This window comes from Kitasatospora sp. NPDC127111, assembly GCF_042677465.1.
Lineage (GTDB): Bacteria > Actinomycetota > Actinomycetes > Streptomycetales > Streptomycetaceae > Kitasatospora.
The window spans coordinates 1-14,377 of sequence record NZ_JBHXTG010000025.1 but is presented as its reverse complement, the minus strand read 5'-3'; the positions used below and the strand labels follow the sequence as shown (position 1 = coordinate 14,377).

General features: G+C 75.4%; 17 protein-coding genes and 1 pseudogene. 9 read left to right on the top strand and 9 right to left on the bottom strand.

Going from position 1 to position 14,377, the window contains the following annotated elements; translation table 11 throughout:
• The first annotated feature begins 164 nt into the window (after positions 1–164).
• Positions 165–743, top strand: coding sequence for a universal stress protein (locus ACFVHB_RS17445; RefSeq protein ID WP_380322149.1), 579 nt, complete (start codon positions 165–167; stop codon positions 741–743).
• Positions 744–747: 4 nt separating this feature from the next.
• Positions 748–1,179 (top strand): hypothetical protein, encoded by a 432-nt coding sequence (locus ACFVHB_RS17440; protein ID WP_380322146.1) that lies wholly within the window; start codon positions 748–750, stop codon positions 1,177–1,179.
• A gap of 78 nt (positions 1,180–1,257) precedes the next feature.
• Here ACFVHB_RS17440 and ACFVHB_RS17435 read toward each other — a convergent pair whose 3' ends face one another.
• From ACFVHB_RS17435 to ACFVHB_RS17415, 5 genes are all read right to left on the bottom strand, one after another.
• Complete coding sequence (locus ACFVHB_RS17435; protein WP_380322143.1) at positions 1,258–1,806, bottom strand: Imm50 family immunity protein; 549 nt, start codon at positions 1,804–1,806, stop codon at positions 1,258–1,260.
• A 594-nt stretch (positions 1,807–2,400) separates the two neighbouring features.
• Positions 2,401–3,150, bottom strand: a complete 750-nt coding sequence (locus ACFVHB_RS17430; protein WP_380322140.1) for an alpha/beta hydrolase — start codon at positions 3,148–3,150, stop codon at positions 2,401–2,403.
• Positions 3,151–3,391: 241 nt separating this feature from the next.
• Entirely contained in the window at positions 3,392–3,721 is a 330-nt protein-coding gene (locus ACFVHB_RS17425) for a hypothetical protein (protein ID WP_380322137.1), read from the bottom strand.
• A gap of 1 nt (position 3,722) precedes the next feature.
• Positions 3,723–4,499 (bottom strand): VOC family protein, encoded by a 777-nt coding sequence (locus ACFVHB_RS17420; RefSeq protein WP_380322134.1) that lies wholly within the window; start codon positions 4,497–4,499, stop codon positions 3,723–3,725.
• An 89-nt stretch (positions 4,500–4,588) separates the two neighbouring features.
• Positions 4,589–5,230: an alpha-ketoglutarate-dependent dioxygenase AlkB gene (locus ACFVHB_RS17415; protein WP_380322131.1), complete on the bottom strand. Its 642-nt coding sequence runs from the start codon at positions 5,228–5,230 to the stop codon at positions 4,589–4,591.
• Positions 5,231–5,339: 109 nt separating this feature from the next.
• Between ACFVHB_RS17415 and ACFVHB_RS17410 the strand changes: the two genes are divergently transcribed.
• From ACFVHB_RS17410 to ACFVHB_RS17380, 7 genes are all read left to right on the top strand, one after another.
• Complete coding sequence (locus ACFVHB_RS17410) at positions 5,340–5,933, top strand: DinB family protein (protein ID WP_380322128.1); 594 nt, start codon at positions 5,340–5,342, stop codon at positions 5,931–5,933.
• A 138-nt stretch (positions 5,934–6,071) separates the two neighbouring features.
• The gene (locus tag ACFVHB_RS17405) at positions 6,072–6,824 is read left to right on the top strand and encodes a hypothetical protein (protein ID WP_380322125.1); all 753 of its coding nucleotides are present in this window, start codon (positions 6,072–6,074) and stop codon (positions 6,822–6,824) included.
• A gap of 153 nt (positions 6,825–6,977) precedes the next feature.
• Entirely contained in the window at positions 6,978–7,508 is a 531-nt protein-coding gene (locus ACFVHB_RS17400) for a GNAT family N-acetyltransferase (protein ID WP_380322122.1), read from the top strand.
• A 1,520-nt stretch (positions 7,509–9,028) separates the two neighbouring features.
• Positions 9,029–9,412 carry a hypothetical protein gene (locus tag ACFVHB_RS17395; protein WP_380322119.1) on the top strand — a complete coding sequence of 128 codons (384 nt, stop codon included), beginning with the start codon at positions 9,029–9,031 and terminating at the stop codon, positions 9,410–9,412.
• Positions 9,413–9,575: 163 nt separating this feature from the next.
• Positions 9,576–10,712 carry a hypothetical protein gene (locus ACFVHB_RS17390; protein ID WP_380322116.1) on the top strand — a complete coding sequence of 379 codons (1,137 nt, stop codon included), beginning with the start codon at positions 9,576–9,578 and terminating at the stop codon, positions 10,710–10,712.
• Between the two features lie 82 nt (positions 10,713–10,794).
• The gene (locus tag ACFVHB_RS17385) at positions 10,795–11,181 is read left to right on the top strand and encodes a roadblock/LC7 domain-containing protein (protein ID WP_380322113.1); all 387 of its coding nucleotides are present in this window, start codon (positions 10,795–10,797) and stop codon (positions 11,179–11,181) included.
• 200 nt (positions 11,182–11,381) lie between these two features.
• A complete protein-coding gene (locus ACFVHB_RS17380; RefSeq protein WP_380322110.1) occupies positions 11,382–11,756 on the top strand; it encodes a hypothetical protein in 375 nt (124 codons plus the stop codon).
• A gap of 95 nt (positions 11,757–11,851) precedes the next feature.
• On the opposite strand, the gene ACFVHB_RS17375 is transcribed toward ACFVHB_RS17380, so the two are convergent.
• From ACFVHB_RS17375 to ACFVHB_RS17360, 4 genes and pseudogenes are all read right to left on the bottom strand, one after another.
• Positions 11,852–12,280, bottom strand: a complete 429-nt coding sequence (locus tag ACFVHB_RS17375) for a DUF6188 family protein (RefSeq protein ID WP_380322107.1) — start codon at positions 12,278–12,280, stop codon at positions 11,852–11,854.
• Positions 12,281–12,455: 175 nt separating this feature from the next.
• The gene (locus ACFVHB_RS17370; RefSeq protein WP_380322104.1) at positions 12,456–13,580 is read right to left on the bottom strand and encodes an NUDIX domain-containing protein; all 1,125 of its coding nucleotides are present in this window, start codon (positions 13,578–13,580) and stop codon (positions 12,456–12,458) included.
• 117 nt (positions 13,581–13,697) lie between these two features.
• The gene (locus tag ACFVHB_RS17365) at positions 13,698–14,240 is read right to left on the bottom strand and encodes an MOSC domain-containing protein (RefSeq protein WP_380322101.1); all 543 of its coding nucleotides are present in this window, start codon (positions 14,238–14,240) and stop codon (positions 13,698–13,700) included.
• Positions 14,241–14,293: 53 nt separating this feature from the next.
• Positions 14,294–14,377, bottom strand: a pseudogene (locus tag ACFVHB_RS17360) (transposase); the annotation flags it as partial.

The following is a 14,377-nucleotide window of genomic DNA, read 5'->3' as shown; positions in this document are numbered from 1 at the left end:
GGCCGTCATGAGCGGCCGTGGTGACCGGCGCACGCGTCAGGAGCGCGTACGGATCCGGGCCCCGCACGTCAGAGCTCCGTCAACGAACGGCCCCGGCCCGCCCCGCCCGGCTTTGCTGGAAGCGACAACTGCGAACAGCACCAGCCGGAAGGACGGGCAGGGCCATGGCGGACAACGGCGCCGGAACCGACACCGAAGCGCTCGACGGGCACGGCGGACACCACCACGACGGGCGGCCGCGGATCGTGGTCGGGGTCAGCGGCTCACTCGGCAGCCTCGCCGCCCTGCACCACGCCGTCGCCGAGGCCCGCCGGACCGACGCCGAGGTGCTCGCGGTGCACTGCTGGACCCCGCCCGGCGGCGAGTTCGGCTACCGCCGCTCCCCGTGCCCGCCGCTGCTCGCCGCCTGCCGCGACGCGGCCGCCACCCGGCTGCGCCAGGCCCTCGACGAGGCCTTCGGCGGCGCCCACGCCGGGGTCCGGCTGCACTGCCAGATCGTCCGCGGCGAGACCGGCGAGGCGCTGGTCCGCTCCGCCGACCGCCCCGGCGACCTGCTCGTCCTCGGCGCGGGCGGCCGCGGCCCGCTCGCCCGCCTGCTGCGCCCCTCCGTCACCGCCTACTGCGTGCGGCGCGCGACCTGCCCGGTCCTGGCCGTCCCCAGGCCGCCGCTGCAGCGCGAACTCGAGGCGCTCGAACGCGGCCACCACCACGCGCTGCTGCGCCCGCTCACCGTCGGCCGGTGACGCCATGACCGGCCCCGACCGCCGCCGTCCGCGCACGGTGCCCTCCCCGGCGGAGCCCACCGCGCTCGCCGTCCCGATGTCCGCCGCGGTGGCCCTGCTCGCCTCGGCCGCGCTGCTGCCGGCCCTCGCCGTCCTCGGCGAACTGCGGCCCACCTGGGTGGCCCTGGCCGCCTACACCGCCCTCTGCGCCGTCCTGGGCCGCCACTCCCGCCCGGTCGCCGCGCCGCTGATCGGGCCGGCCGCCTGGCTCTTCCACAACGGCTTCGTGGAACACCGCCACGGGGCCCTCGGCTGGTCCGGGCCGGGCCCCGAGGCGGCGCACCTCCTCCTGTTCACCGCGGCCGCGCTGCTGCTCTCGCTCCTCCCGGGGCTTCGGCGCCGCCCCGGGCGGTCCGCACCCCGCCCGAGCCGCGACGACTGGCGCACCGCCGCCTGACCCGGGGCCGCGTTCCCCCGAGGGCCGCCTCCCTCAGGGCCGGGTCCGCCGGTGCCGCGTCCGCCGGCGCCGCGTCCGTCAGGGCGTGCCGGCGCGGTAACCCCGGGGCCGGGTGGCGCTGACCTCCCGGTAGGCGAAGGAGATCTGGTGGGCGGGCCCGGCGAACACGGCCGAACGTTCCGTCAGGATCACGGTGTTGGTGGGCCGGTGGCTCCAGCCGTCGACCTCGACTTCGGTGACGCCGGTGAACACCAGGAAGAACTCCAGCGCGTCGTGGCCGTTCCCGGCCCACTCGGCGAGCGCGCCGGCCGGGGCCTCGAAGGCCTCGAAGGCGACCGTGAGCGAGGAGTCGCGCTCGTCGAAGTGGGCGACGAACAGGTTGAACGCGGCCAGTGGCGGAACGGGCACGCCGAGCACGTCCCGGACCGGCTGCGGGTCGGCCAGCAGGGCGGTCCAGTCGGTGCCGGGACCGGAGCCGGTGTCGGTGTCGGTGTCGAGGTCACGGTCGAGTCCGCGGTCGTGTTTGCGGTCGTGTTCGCGTTTGCGGCCGACGTCGGGGGCGGCGTCGGAGGCGGAGGAGTCGTCGACGTCGGAGGCGGGACACGGGGCGAGGTCAGGGGCTGTCATAGAACGGCTTCCGGGTTGTGGGGGACGGAAGGGTGGTGTGGGGCAGGTGGTCCACCCGGCTCACGAACCGGCGGCGGGCCGGGTGCGGATCGCCGTCGCCGGAGCGGTGGGGCGCTCACATGGCTCAGCTGCAGGGAGTCGGCGGCGGTGAAGCCGAGTTCGAACCCTGCTCCGCGAACGGAGACCTTCGGCCGCCGGCGGTCGAGCGGGGTGTGCACCACGTCGACCGGCTGCCCGGCCGGAAGGCCTCGCCTTCGCAGGTTACCCTCCGTCAGGGCGAACCGCACCTGTCGTTCAACCCGGTCGCGGCCCGTCCCGGCCCGCTCGGCCGGCCGGACGTCCGCGAAGTGCGGCAGGTGGACGCGCAGTCGGAGCCTCGCCCCGGTGCGGCCGAGGTGGACCGCCCGCGGTGGCGCGCCTCCTCGTGGCGGCACCGAGCGGTGACAGCCAGTCAGCAGGTGGGGGTTGACCAGCGGCTGGTACCGGGGCGGGTGGTCGGCGATGGCGGTGATCCTCCGGCCGATGGGTGGCGTGGCCGGCCGGAGCCCTGGGCGGCGGCCGGTGTCCTCCGGCCCAGGGTCTCACGGGCCGGGGTCAGCCGAGGGGGTGGGCCGGCGATCCGCCGGCCGGCACCCCGGCGGCCTCCGCGAGGAGGCGGGCGGTGGCCCGGCCGGCGTCCACCGCGTGGGCGGCCCGGGCGGGGCGGCAGCGGTTGAACGCCGGGTCGTACTCGGTGAGGACGGTGCCGGCGTGGTCGGTGTCCGGCTCCAGGAACCGCTCGGCCGGCTTCAGCAGCGCCGCGTTCAACTCCCGCGTGCGCTCGGCCGGGACGAGGTCGTCGCGGGTGCCGTGCACCAGCCAGAGCGGGACGGGGGAGAGCCGGCCGGTGAGCAGGGGCAGGGGCGCCTCGCCGGTGGTGAGGGCGGGGTTGGTGTAGCTGGACGAGATGCCGACGGCCGCCGTCGGGCGCTCCTCGGCGGGCGTCGCCGGGTGGGTGGCCAGGGCGACGGCCTCGCGGCCGCCCATCGACCAGCCGGCCAGCACGAAGCGGTCCGGGTCGCCGCCGTACGCGGCCGCGTGCCGCCGGGCGTGCGCGAGGGAGGCGAGCAGGTGGGCCCGGCCGCCGTCCTCCGCGTCCGAGCGCCAGTCGGGCACGAGCACCAGCAGGCCCAGCCCGGCCGCCTCCCGGGCCAGCGGGTGCAGGACGTCCCGCTCGTCGGGGCCGCGCCCGTGCCAGAGCAGGACGACGGGCCACGGCCCGGGCGGACCGGCGGGCCGGTGGACGTCCATCAGCCGGCCCCCGGCGTACTCGACGACCTCGGGCTGGGCGGGGTGCACGGTCATGTGGTGATCTCCTCTGGGCAGGGCAGGGCAGGGCAGGGCCAAGGCAGGACATGGTCTCCGACCTGCTATTGTTCTACCTGTCGCGAGAGAGATGATCTCTCGTCAGGCGTCAGTGGTGCTACCGGAGCACGTCCTACTTTCAGTAGGGAGAGTCCGTTCAACCCGGGCCTGGCGCTCCACAGTCGGACGAGGTCCGGTGCCGTTCCAGGCACCGGACCTCGTCCGCGTTCCGGCAGTGCTTCTAGGACCGGACGAAGGCGTAGGCCTCCCGGGCGAGTCGGGCCCAGGGCAGGGCCGACCCGGAGTCCAGGGCGAGCCATTCCCGCATCGGCCGCCCGCGCCCGGCGTCGTACCGCTCACCCTCGCCGGCTGCCACCAGTTCGTCCACCCGTGCCCGCGGCAGCTTCACCACCAGCCGGCCGTCCGAGAGCATCGCGAAGATCCGGTCGTCCACCTTCAGGGCGTCCGACCCGAACCGCCGGGCGCCCTGCGCCGAAGGGACGGTGACACCGTCCAGCGTCGCCAACTCGTCGACCAGCGCCTCGAACCGCGCTTCCGTCCGCTCGGTCACCTCAGGCCGCCTCCGCCGTGTCCGCCACCGCGGCGGCGATCAGGGTGAACACCGCCCCGCCATCGTCCCGCACAACCGCGACCCGCCCGAACGGCGTCGGCTCCGGCCCGTCCAGCACGCTCCCGCCGAGCTCGACCGCCAGCTCCACCGTCCGGTCGGTGTCCGCCGCGCCGAAGTACACCGCCCAGAGCGCCGCCGGACCCTCCGGGTCCACCCCGGGGTTGCCGCCGATCCCGCCGGCCGGCAGCCCGCCGGCCCGGAACACCGTGTAGTCGCCCGCCGGGCGGGCGTAGTCGTACCCGAAGGCCTGCCGGTAGAACGACCGGGCGCCGTCCGGGTCGGGCGACAACTGCTCGTTCCAGGTGAACGTGCCCGGCTCGTTGACCAGACCGGCGCCCGGGTTCAGCCGGGCCTGCCAGAGGCCCACGACGGCACCGGTCGGGTCCACCGCGAGCGCGCCGCGCCCCAGCCCGGCCACCTCGGCCGGCTCCCGGACGATCCGCCCGCCGGCCTGCCGGACCGCCAGCGACGCCCGGTCGGCGTCCTCCACCGCGAGGTACGTCAGCCAGGCCTGCTCATCGTCGCCGGGCCCCGGGGCGAGGCCCGCCACCTGGGCGCCGCGCAGCGTCGCCACCGTGTAGCCGGGCGGCCCGTCCAGGTCGACGAACTCCCAGCCGAAGAGCCCGCCGTAGAACCGCCGGGCCCGCCGCCGGTCCGGGCCGGCCGCCAGCTCGACCCAGCACGGCACGCCCTCCCGGTACCTGCCCGCCTTCGGCATGGCGTCCTCCTCGGTGCTCCCGGCCAGCCTCCGCCGCCGCCCGGACCGCGGCAACCCGGCGGCGGCGCGCACGCCGGCCGCCGCCGGGCTCACGCCACTCCCCGCGGCCGGAACTGGATGCTGATCCGCGGCCCCACCGGCCGGGCCGTCTTCGGGACCGCGTGCTCCCAGGTCCGCTGGCACGACCCGCCCATGACCAGCAGGTCCCCGTGTCCCAGCAGGTGCCGCACCGCCGGCCCGCCGCCGCCCTGGGGGCGCAGCAGCAGCGCGCGCGGCTCGCCGACCGAGACGATCGCCACCATGGTGTCCTCGCGGGCCCCGCGCCCGATCCGGTCCCCGTGCCAGGCGACGCTGTCGCGCCCGTCCCGGTAGTAGCACAGCCCCAGGGTGCGGAACGGCTCGCCCAGCTCCGCCGCGTAGTGCGCGCTGAGCACCGCCCGCGCGTCCCCGAGCACCGGATGCGGCGGCGGGTCGCCCTCCCCGTACGAGGCGAGCAGCCGGGGCACCTCGACCGTCCGCTCGTACATCTCCCGCTGCTCCGCCCGCCACGGCACCTGCGCGGCGAGGTGTTCGAACAGCTCGTCGGCCCCCGACAGCCAGCCGGTCAGCACGTCCACCCAGGCTCCCGCCCCGAGCTGCCGGCGCCGCAGCCCGCCGAGCGGGCCCAGCGCGATCCCGCGCCGGTCGGCGTCGTCGAACAGCGAGGGCTGGAGGTGTACGGCGGTGCGCATGGATCCAGCCTACGCTTTGAATCGAACATCCGCTCGAATCGCGAGGGTGACCCCGCCGGGGTTCGGAAACGCGGTGGACAAGGACCGGGCGATCGGCAGACTGGTCGGCATGGCGACCGGACGAGACCCGAAGGAAGACCTGCGGACCTACCTGCAGGACGCGCGCGACGCCGTCCTCTGGAAGCTCGAAGGGCTCTCCGAGTACGACGTGCGGCGCCCCCTGACGCCCACCGGCACCAACCTGCTGGGCCTGGTCAAGCACCTGACCGGCGCCGAAGCCGTCTACTTCGGCGAGACCTACGGGCGCCCCTTCAGCGGCCCCGGGCTCTGGATCACCGGCGACGCCGAGCCCAACGCCGACCTCTGGGCCACCCCCGAGGAGACCCGCGAGCAGATCGTCGACGCGTACCGGAGGGTCTGGGCCCACTCGGACGGGACGATCGCCGCGCTGCCGCTCGACGCCACCGGCCGAGTCCCCTGGGGCAACCGCGGCGAGGTGACGCTGCACGGCTCCCTCGTCCACATGATCGCCGAGACCCAGCGCCATGCCGGCCACGCCGACATCGTCCGCGAACTCATCGACGGCACCACCGGCCAGCGCCCCGGCGGCGAGAACACCGCCCCCGGCGACCCGGCCTGGTGGCGGGCCCACCGCGACCGGGTCGAACAGGCCGCCAAGGAGGCCGCCGCCCGCGAACCCTAGGCGCCGGAAGGCCGTCGGCCGGCCGGGACGGCGCGAGACGTTCAGCGCTCGACGAGCTCGCCCGGGGGCGCGTCCGGCGCGCGTTCTCCCTGGCGGGCCCGCACCTGCGCGGGGCGGCCGTAGCGCTAGCCTGCGGGGATGCCGTACGAGCTCAACGCCGTCATCGGACGCTTCGACCTGCTCAGGAGCCGGACTGTCGGGGTCCGGGGAGCGGCTGTCGCCCCGCTCCGACAGCGCATGGGGCTGGTGCCCGTCACCGAACACCTCCTGGACCAGCTCGGTTCGGGCCCGGCCTTCGAACGGATCTTGAGCCACTGGTCCCGGGGCGGGCCGATCGCGCACGTGGAGGCGGAGTTCCACGGAGGGGACGGGCACCAGAGCGCCGCCGTGTGGCGAGCCGGCGCGAGGGTGTGGGGTCCGGCCAGTACCGGGGACTTCACCGGTCCACGGGAGGACTGGCCGATCAATGCCGCGCTCGCCCGGCTCGGAGTCGTTCCGAGGAGCACCGAACGGGCGGATCACCACGACCTGTTCCTGGAGGTGGGGCTCGGCTGGGAGCAGGACACGGACGGCTGGCGATCGGCCGGCCGGACCGCTCGACGGGCGGCGAGCTACGACGAGTGGGACGAGGAGCACTCGGCGGAGCAGGAGAGAACAGCGCGTGCCGCTGCCGAGTCCGAGCGGAGAAGGCGGCTCGCCGACGTTCCCGTGGCCCTGGACGGCAAGGCGATCATGGAGCTGCTCGGCCTTCCTCCGGGCCCGCTGATCGGTGCGGCCACCCGCCACCTGCAGGATCTGCATCTCGAACGCGGCCCGCTGTCACCGGAAGAGGCCGCGTCCCGGCTGCGGACCTGGGCGGCGGAGGGGGACACGGGGCGCCGCCGCGGCTGAGCGGGCCGGGGCCGGCCTGTCAGCCGCGGGGGTCGTCACCCGCAGAGCTCCTCACCCGCGGGGCTCCTCACCCGCGGGGCTCCTCACCCGCAGAGCTCGCCGGCGCGGAAAAGCGTTGGCCGCGGGCGGCCGGGCGCTGGTAGACAATGTGACATGCTACAAGGCGCCTTGATCACCCTCCGAGCCCGGCACGAGAGCGACGTCCCCGTCCTCCAGGCCGAGCTGTACGACGACGTCGCCACCCGCTCGCGGGCCGACACCCGCCCCTGGCGGCCGCTCCCGCCCGGCTCACCGCGCTCCCCGTACGCGCCGGCCGACCCCGTGGACGAGGTCGCGCCCTTCTCCGTCGTCGAGACGGCGTCCGGCGAACTGGCCGGCGAAGCCCTGCTCTGGGGCATCGACTCCCACAACCGGGCGGCCCACCTGGGCGTCGCGCTGCGCCCCGGCCACCGGGGCCGCGGGCTCGCCGCCGACGTGCTGGAGGTGCTCTGCCGCTACGGCTTCCTGGTGCTCGGCCTGCAGCGCCTCCAGATCGAGACCCTCGCCGACAACGCCCCGATGATCCGGGCGGCGACCGGCGCCGGCTTCACCCCGGAAGGCCGCCTGCGCCGATCCGCCTGGGTCTGCGGCGAGTTCGCCGACGAGGTGGTGCTCGGCCTCCTCGCCGACGAGTGGCGGCGGTAGCGGTCACCTTCCGGTGGCGGTGACCGCCCGATAGCCGTCGCCTCCCGGTGGCGGTCGCGGCCCGGTGGCGGAGAGCCCGGGGAACCAGGCGAGGATCGCCGGGGCCGAGGCGAGGGCCGAGTCGATGTGGTCGGTCCGTGGTTTCCACGGTTGGCCGGGGCGTCGACCCCGTGCGCGGCCGGACCGCGCCTCGCGGGACTCGGTGGTGGCGGCGGCCACGCCACCGTCGAGGCCGCCGGAGGAGCGGCGGACGGGCGGGTGGGGCGTCCAGTCGGTGCGGAGCGCGGAGGCGGTGGCCACCCGGGCCGCCCGGCGGGACGCCCCGGGGAGCGCGGCGCGGTTGATCGCGCTGACGGACGTCGTCGGATTCCGCTTCGCCGACAGGATTCTGACTCGCCATCACTCTTCTGTGCGGCGTCCTCCGTGCCCATCGGGTTGCTCCCCGAGCGGGAGGCGGGGGCGCCTCGACCCCGCCGGCCTTCCGGGTGCGGCCGGACTGCGGCAGCTCGCGGCGGACCAGGGACCGGGCGACCTCCGTGCTGCGCGCGGCGAGGGCGCGCACCTGGCCGGGGCTCAGGTCCGGCCGGGCGGCCAGGTGCCAGGCGAGCTCGGGGTCGGCCCCGGCGGCGAGCCGGTCGACCAGGTGCGCGGGCAGGGCCGGATGCAGGGCGAGACCGTTGCGGAGGTGGCGGTTCAAGAGGACCTCATGTGGGCATCCTGGCGGACCCCCGCCCGTCCGGTCCGCCGATTTTCCGCCGGGGGCGGTTCCCTCCGGATCGATTTCTGACCAGGGGTGATGTCGTGTTACTGTTCATCCCGTCGAGAGGAAACGATCTCTCGAACAGGCGTCAGTGGTGCTACCGGAGCACGTCCTACTTTCAGTAGGGAGAGTCCGTTCAACCCGGGCCTGGCGCTCCATCCCGAAGGGGCCGTTCCGTTGCGGAACGGCCCCTTCGTCGTTTTTCGCCACCGCTCCGCGCGGGCCCGGCGGGCTGCGGCCGGGTGTTCCCGGAGCCGGCCGGCGCGGGGCCGTCGGGTGCGAAGCCGGGCCGGCGCAGGGTCGTCGGGCGCGGAGCTCGGCCGGCGCAGGGCCGTCGGGTGCGGGGCGGTGGCCGTACCGGATCAGCCCGCCTTGAGCGAGGTCACGCCGCCGCCCGGGCTCATCGATCGCCTGTCGGAGGGGTTCCGGTCGCCGAGGGCGCCTTATCGCAGTGCGTGGCCGAAAGCCTCCGGCGTGGCCGACAACCGGCCAAGGTCCGCTGCCAGGTGGGCCGGTGGGCCGGCCGGTGGTGCGGGGGCTGCCGGGGCTCCGGCCAGTGCGTTCGGCGGGCCGGTCCGGACTGACCGCCCGTCATAGCTTGGCCGAAAATTGCGGCTAAAGATCTGAATATGCCATTGGAATGTTCGTCATATGGAATCCGCCAGTAGCCTTCCGTGTCGAACCCGCCACTCCTTGTGGCGGTCCGGTCGGCGCAGGTCTGGTGCGCCCGGCTGTCCGAACCCCCTCCGAAGGAGCCCGAGTGCCGGGTATCGACGAATGCCTGTCCGGGGCGATGGCGATCGCCGGCGCCCGCGCGGCCAGCCTGATCGACTGGAGCAGCGGACTCGCCCTCGGCAGCGCCGGCATCAGTCCGACCGGCGACCACGAGGCCTCGGCCGCGGAGACAACCGACCTGGTGCGGGCGGCCGTTGAGAGCGAGACCTTCACCATGGCGGAGGACCGGCGAGCACCCTTGCAGGACATCATCGTCACCGCGGGCCGGAGTTACCACCTGATCTGCTTCATTGACACCGTCTTCGACAGTCCGCTCGTCCTGCACCTCTGGCTGGACCGGGCGGAGGGCAACCTCGCCGGGGCCCGCTACCGCCTCCAGACCCTCGCCGAGGAGCTGGTGCTCGGATGAGCGACATGAAGACGCAATGGTCCGGTGACGTCGCCGCCGGCGAGGTCGCGTTTCGGCCAACGGGCCGGTCGGCGAGTGGGGGAGCGCGGCGGGGGGCGGGGCGAGGCGCTGGCCGGCCGTCGGACGGGCGGGCCCGGTCCGCCGCCGGGAACGGGCGGTCGAGGTGAACGCCACCGAGGTCCTCGCGGCCGTGCCGTCCACCGATCGGCCCTCCCCGGGCGCCGCCGAGGCCTTCGTCATCCTCGAGCAGCTGGCCGCCGAGCGCGCGACCGGTGCTCTGCGGGCCCCCGGCGGAGCGGTCCACCTCGCCGACGGCCTGGTGGTGCACGCCGACTCCGAGCGGGCGCCCGGCCTGGCCGCGCTGCTCACCGGCTGCGGCCGGATCACCCCGGAGGCGTGGCGCCAGACCGTCCGCGCCTTCGGCCCGCAGGGCCGGGTCGGCAGCGCCCTGGTCGAGCAACGCCGGCTCTCCCGTGGCGAGTTGGAGATCTGCCAGCTCGCTGTCCTCTACGACGCCGCGTACTTCGTGCTGGACCCCGCCGGCCCGGCGGCCGGTCCGTGGACCTTCGAGCCGGGCGTCCGGCACTGGCTCGGCCCGGTCGTCGCGGTGAGCGCCCGACGGCTGCGCCGCGAGGTGGAACGCCGCTGCCGGCTGCTCGAACGGATCTGGCCGTGGCCGCTGCTCGACACCGCGCCGGTCCGCCGGCTCGGTACCCAGGGGCCGTGCCAGGGTCCCGTCGCGCGCGCCGGTCGCCCAGGTCCGCCCAGTCGGCGCCAGCGCGAGCTGCTCGACCACGCGGACGGCCGAAGAACCCCGGCGGAGCTGGCCCGGCTGCTCGGCCGCTCGGCGTTCGCGACCACGGCCGACGTCCGCCGCCTCGCCGCGGCCGGACTGCTCGCCACCCCCGGGCGCAGCGCCCCACGGCACGCCGCCGCCCAGCCGTCGGCCGCGGTCGGCATGGCGCAGGCCGGTCCGCGCGACACCGTTCCCGCGCGGGCGGGTTCGGTGGGGGCCGCTCCCGGGCAGGCCGCTCCCGGGCAGGCGGGTTCGGTGCAGACCCCGCCCGGGCACGCCCCGCCGGCCCGGACCGGCGGAGGGCTGCATCGCCGGGTCCCCGGCGCGGCCCTGGCCGGGCTGCTCCCGCCGGGCGCCACCCGCTCCGCCCACCCCTCGCCGTCCGGGGGCCCGCCGACCCCGGCCCACCCGCCGACCCCGGCAGCGGCCCACCCGCTGACCGTCCCCGACCCGGACATCGCGCTGCTGACCCGGGTCCGAACCCTTCTGGAGGCCCGACTTTGAACCTCTCTCCGCCCGCGACCCCGTTCTCACGGCCATGAGGCGGGCGCTCAAGCAGCGTGTCGGAAGGAGACAACTGATCGCCTTGGAGACCGAGCTGCTGGCCGAACTGCGTGCTCTCAAGCACCGGGTCCCGCACCTCGCGGGCGGTCTGGTGGCCAGTGTGGACGGCCTGTTGGTCGCCCACGACACCCACGGGACCGAGCCCTCCGGGCTGGCCGCGATGACCGCCGCCTCGCTCAGCCTGGCCCAGCGGCTCGCCGACACCACCGGGCAGGGCGAGTTCCGGGAGTCGCTGGTGCGCGGCGAGCACGGGTACGTCGCCACCTACGCGGCGGGCGGGAGTTGCGTGCTGACGATGCTGGCGCATCCGGACGCGAACGTCGGCCGCCTGCACCTGGAGGCCCGGCGCTCCGCCCAGCGCATCGCCGCCCTGCTCAACGAAACGCTGACGACGAGGGAGCCCCTCTAGCCCCCGGCCCGCCCCGACTCCTTCCGACGCCACTCCTCCGACCGGCCCCGATCCCACCCGCTCCGAGCCGATCCGGCACCACCCGATCCGCTCCGACTCCTCGAACCGACGCCTTTCCGAACCGACCCGACACCCCTCCGAACCGAACCGACCCTTCGACCGACCTTCCGCTTCCTTCCGAACGAACTGGAGAAACCGACATGACGGACGCAGCCGGCGCGCTCAAGCAGGCCATGACCGTGATCGAGGGCGCCGTCGGCGCCGCCCTCGTCGACTACAACAGCGGCATGGCCCTCGCCACCCTCGACGGCCCCGGCGGGCTGGACCTCAACGTGGCCGCCGCGGGCAACACCGACGTGGTCCGGGCGAAGATGCGCACGATGGACATGCTCGGGCTGGCGGACGGCATCGAGGACATCCTCATCACGCTGAGCAGCCAGTACCACCTGATCCGCCCGCTCACCAGCCGTAGCGGCAAGGGCCTGTTCCTCTACCTCGCGCTGGACCGGGGCCGCGCCAACCTGGCGATGGCCCGGCACCAGCTGACGAAGATCGAGACCGACCTGGAGGTCTGACCCGGGACCCGGACCCCGCGTCGCGCGGCGCGGGGTCCGTCCGGCCATCCGGCAGCCGGTCACCCGTCGGGCCGGCCGGTTACCCGTCGGGCCGGTCACCCGTTGGGCGTCGCCGGCTCCTCCGTCCACGCCACCTCGCCGCCCGCGAGCCCGGCGCAGACGGCACCGTCCGGTGTGACCACGCTCCAGGGCGCGACCAGCGCGTGCGGCGGCACGGACAGCAGGATGCCGTCGCCCTCGCCCTCGCCTTCGCCTTCGCCGTCGCCGGAGAAGGTCAGTCGCAGCCCGCCCGCCATGGTCACCCGGGCCGCACCGACCGTCCGGCCCACCAGGCCGAGCAGGCCCGGAGAGGGGCGGAAGGTCAGCGCGGGGAAGAAGTGGTCCACCTCGGACGGCGTGGTGAACACGAACTCGTGCGCCACCCGGACGGTCACCGGCCCGTCGAGCGTGATGTCGAGCCGGGCGCCGCCCCCGACCGCGACCACCCGGCGGCCGGCCAGTACCTCTCCGATCGTGTTCTGCATGGGTCCAGTGTGAACCAGGACCACCACCCGGGTCCGGCGCTTCGTCCCACGGACGACGGGGCCGGCGGCACCGGCTGCCGCCTCTGAACGCCCGCCGGCTGAACGCCCGGTTCGGGACGCCGGTTCGGAACGACGGCTCGGAACGCCGGTTCGGACCGTGCTCCCGGCCGTCGGCTCAGACCGCCGGCCGGCCGCCGACCAGTTCGGCCGGGCCGCCGGCGCGGTCACGGGCGGCGAGCGCGGCCGCCGTCCTGGCCCAGGAGGAAGCGGACAGCAGCGCCCGCGCCTCCGCCGCCTCGCAGAGCCGCCACTCGACGAGTTCGTCCTCCGCCATCACCATCGAGGCGAGCTGCTCGTCCGTCACCGTTCCGCCGTCGAACACATACACCAGGACGGCGGTGTCCCGCCCGGTGGCGGGGTCGGCGGCCCGCCCGGGCAGCCAGTCGAGGGCCAGCAGCCGGCCCGGTTCGCACTCCCAGCCCAACTCCTCGCGGACCTCGCGGCGGGCGGCCTCCCGCGGCGTCTCCCGGTCCGCCTCGATGCCGCCGCCGGGCAGCACCCAGTAGGGTTCCTCGCCGCCGGGGCCGGACCACGGCCGGAGCCGGACCAGCAGCACCCGCCCGGCCGCGTCGGTGAACAGGGCGCGGGCCTTGGCCCGGATCCGCGGCCGGGTGGCGAGGTAGGTGTCCCGGTCCAGCGGCGGATCGACGGGCGCGGCCGGCGGCCGGCCGTTGGCACCGGCCAGCACGACCCCGGCCGGTCCGGTGTACTCGGGCGGCGGTTCGACCGCCAGGTGGTCGAGCGTGTGCCCGGCGGGCAGGCTGTCCTCCAACTCCAGCGGCCCGGCCTCGCGCGGGGCCCGCAGGCAGGCGCTCACCCGGCGGGACAGCCGCGGCGGCAGCGCGTGGCCCGCCTGCTCCGGCGTCAGCCACGTCCACCCGCCGACCTCCAGCACGTCCGGCGTGAACGCGGCCAGCTCCTCCGGAGTCAGCGGTTCGGCCCAGTAGAGGTGCGCGGCGATCGGCGGCCGGGAGAGGCCGAGCGCCCAGTCGATGCAGGCCAGCGGCCCCAGCCTGGGCGTGAACCCCAGCTCCTCGGCGATCTCCCGGACGGCAGTCCGGCGCGGCGACAGGTCCGTGGGCTCCCAGCCGCCGCCCGGGATCGACATCGGATGCTTCCGGTCGTACGGCAGGCGCACCACCAGCAGGTTGCCCCGCCCGTCCGGGAACAGCACCCCGGAGGCCGCCAGCAATCCGCGCCCGGCACGTCCGTCCTGACCTCCCGCAGGCGGTGACGACACCACAGCAGCTCCCTCCACCCCAAACCGGGCAGACCCCCGCCCGCTGCCCACCACGACACCCCCGCACGTCCCAACGGTTCCCCGACCGACGGGGGAGCGCCCGGGACGGGACGGGCGTCAGACCCGTTCGAGTGGCCGGTGCGGGCCGTCCGGCAGCTCGACGGCGATCGCGTCGCCCGGCCGCACCACGCCGCCCGCCCGGACGACGCCCATGATCCCGGCCCTGCGCACGACGTCGCCGGCCTCGTTCCGGCCGACCACCTGCTTCAGCAGCCCGTCCTGGAAGGCGTCGATCTGCAGGCACGGATTGCGCAGGCCGGTGACCTCGACGACCGCTTCGTCCCCCAGCCGCAGCAGCGTCCCGACCGGCAGGGCGAGCAGGTCGATGCCACGAGTGGTGACGTTCTCGCCGAGGTCGCCGGGCCGCACGGCGAAACCGGCCCCGGCGACCTCGGCGAACAGCTCCTCGTGGATGAGGTGGACCTGCCGGAGGTTCGGCTGGGTCGGGTCCTGCGCGACCCGCGAACGGTGCTTGACCGTGACCCCGGCGTGGACGTCGCCCTCCACGCCGAGCCCGGCCAGCAGGGTGATCGCGACCCGGTTGGGTTTGGTGAACGCGTACTCGCCGTTGCTGCTGACCGCCGTGACCGTTCCGCTCATGCCGAGGGCCCTCCCCCATCGCATCGACGTCTCGTCAGGAGCCTAGTGCCGCATCAGGCAACGTTTGCCCTGGTGACGACTTCGCGTAGGTGCTCGTCGGCGGCGTGCTTGTTTCGCCAGATGATGTAGCGGCGGAT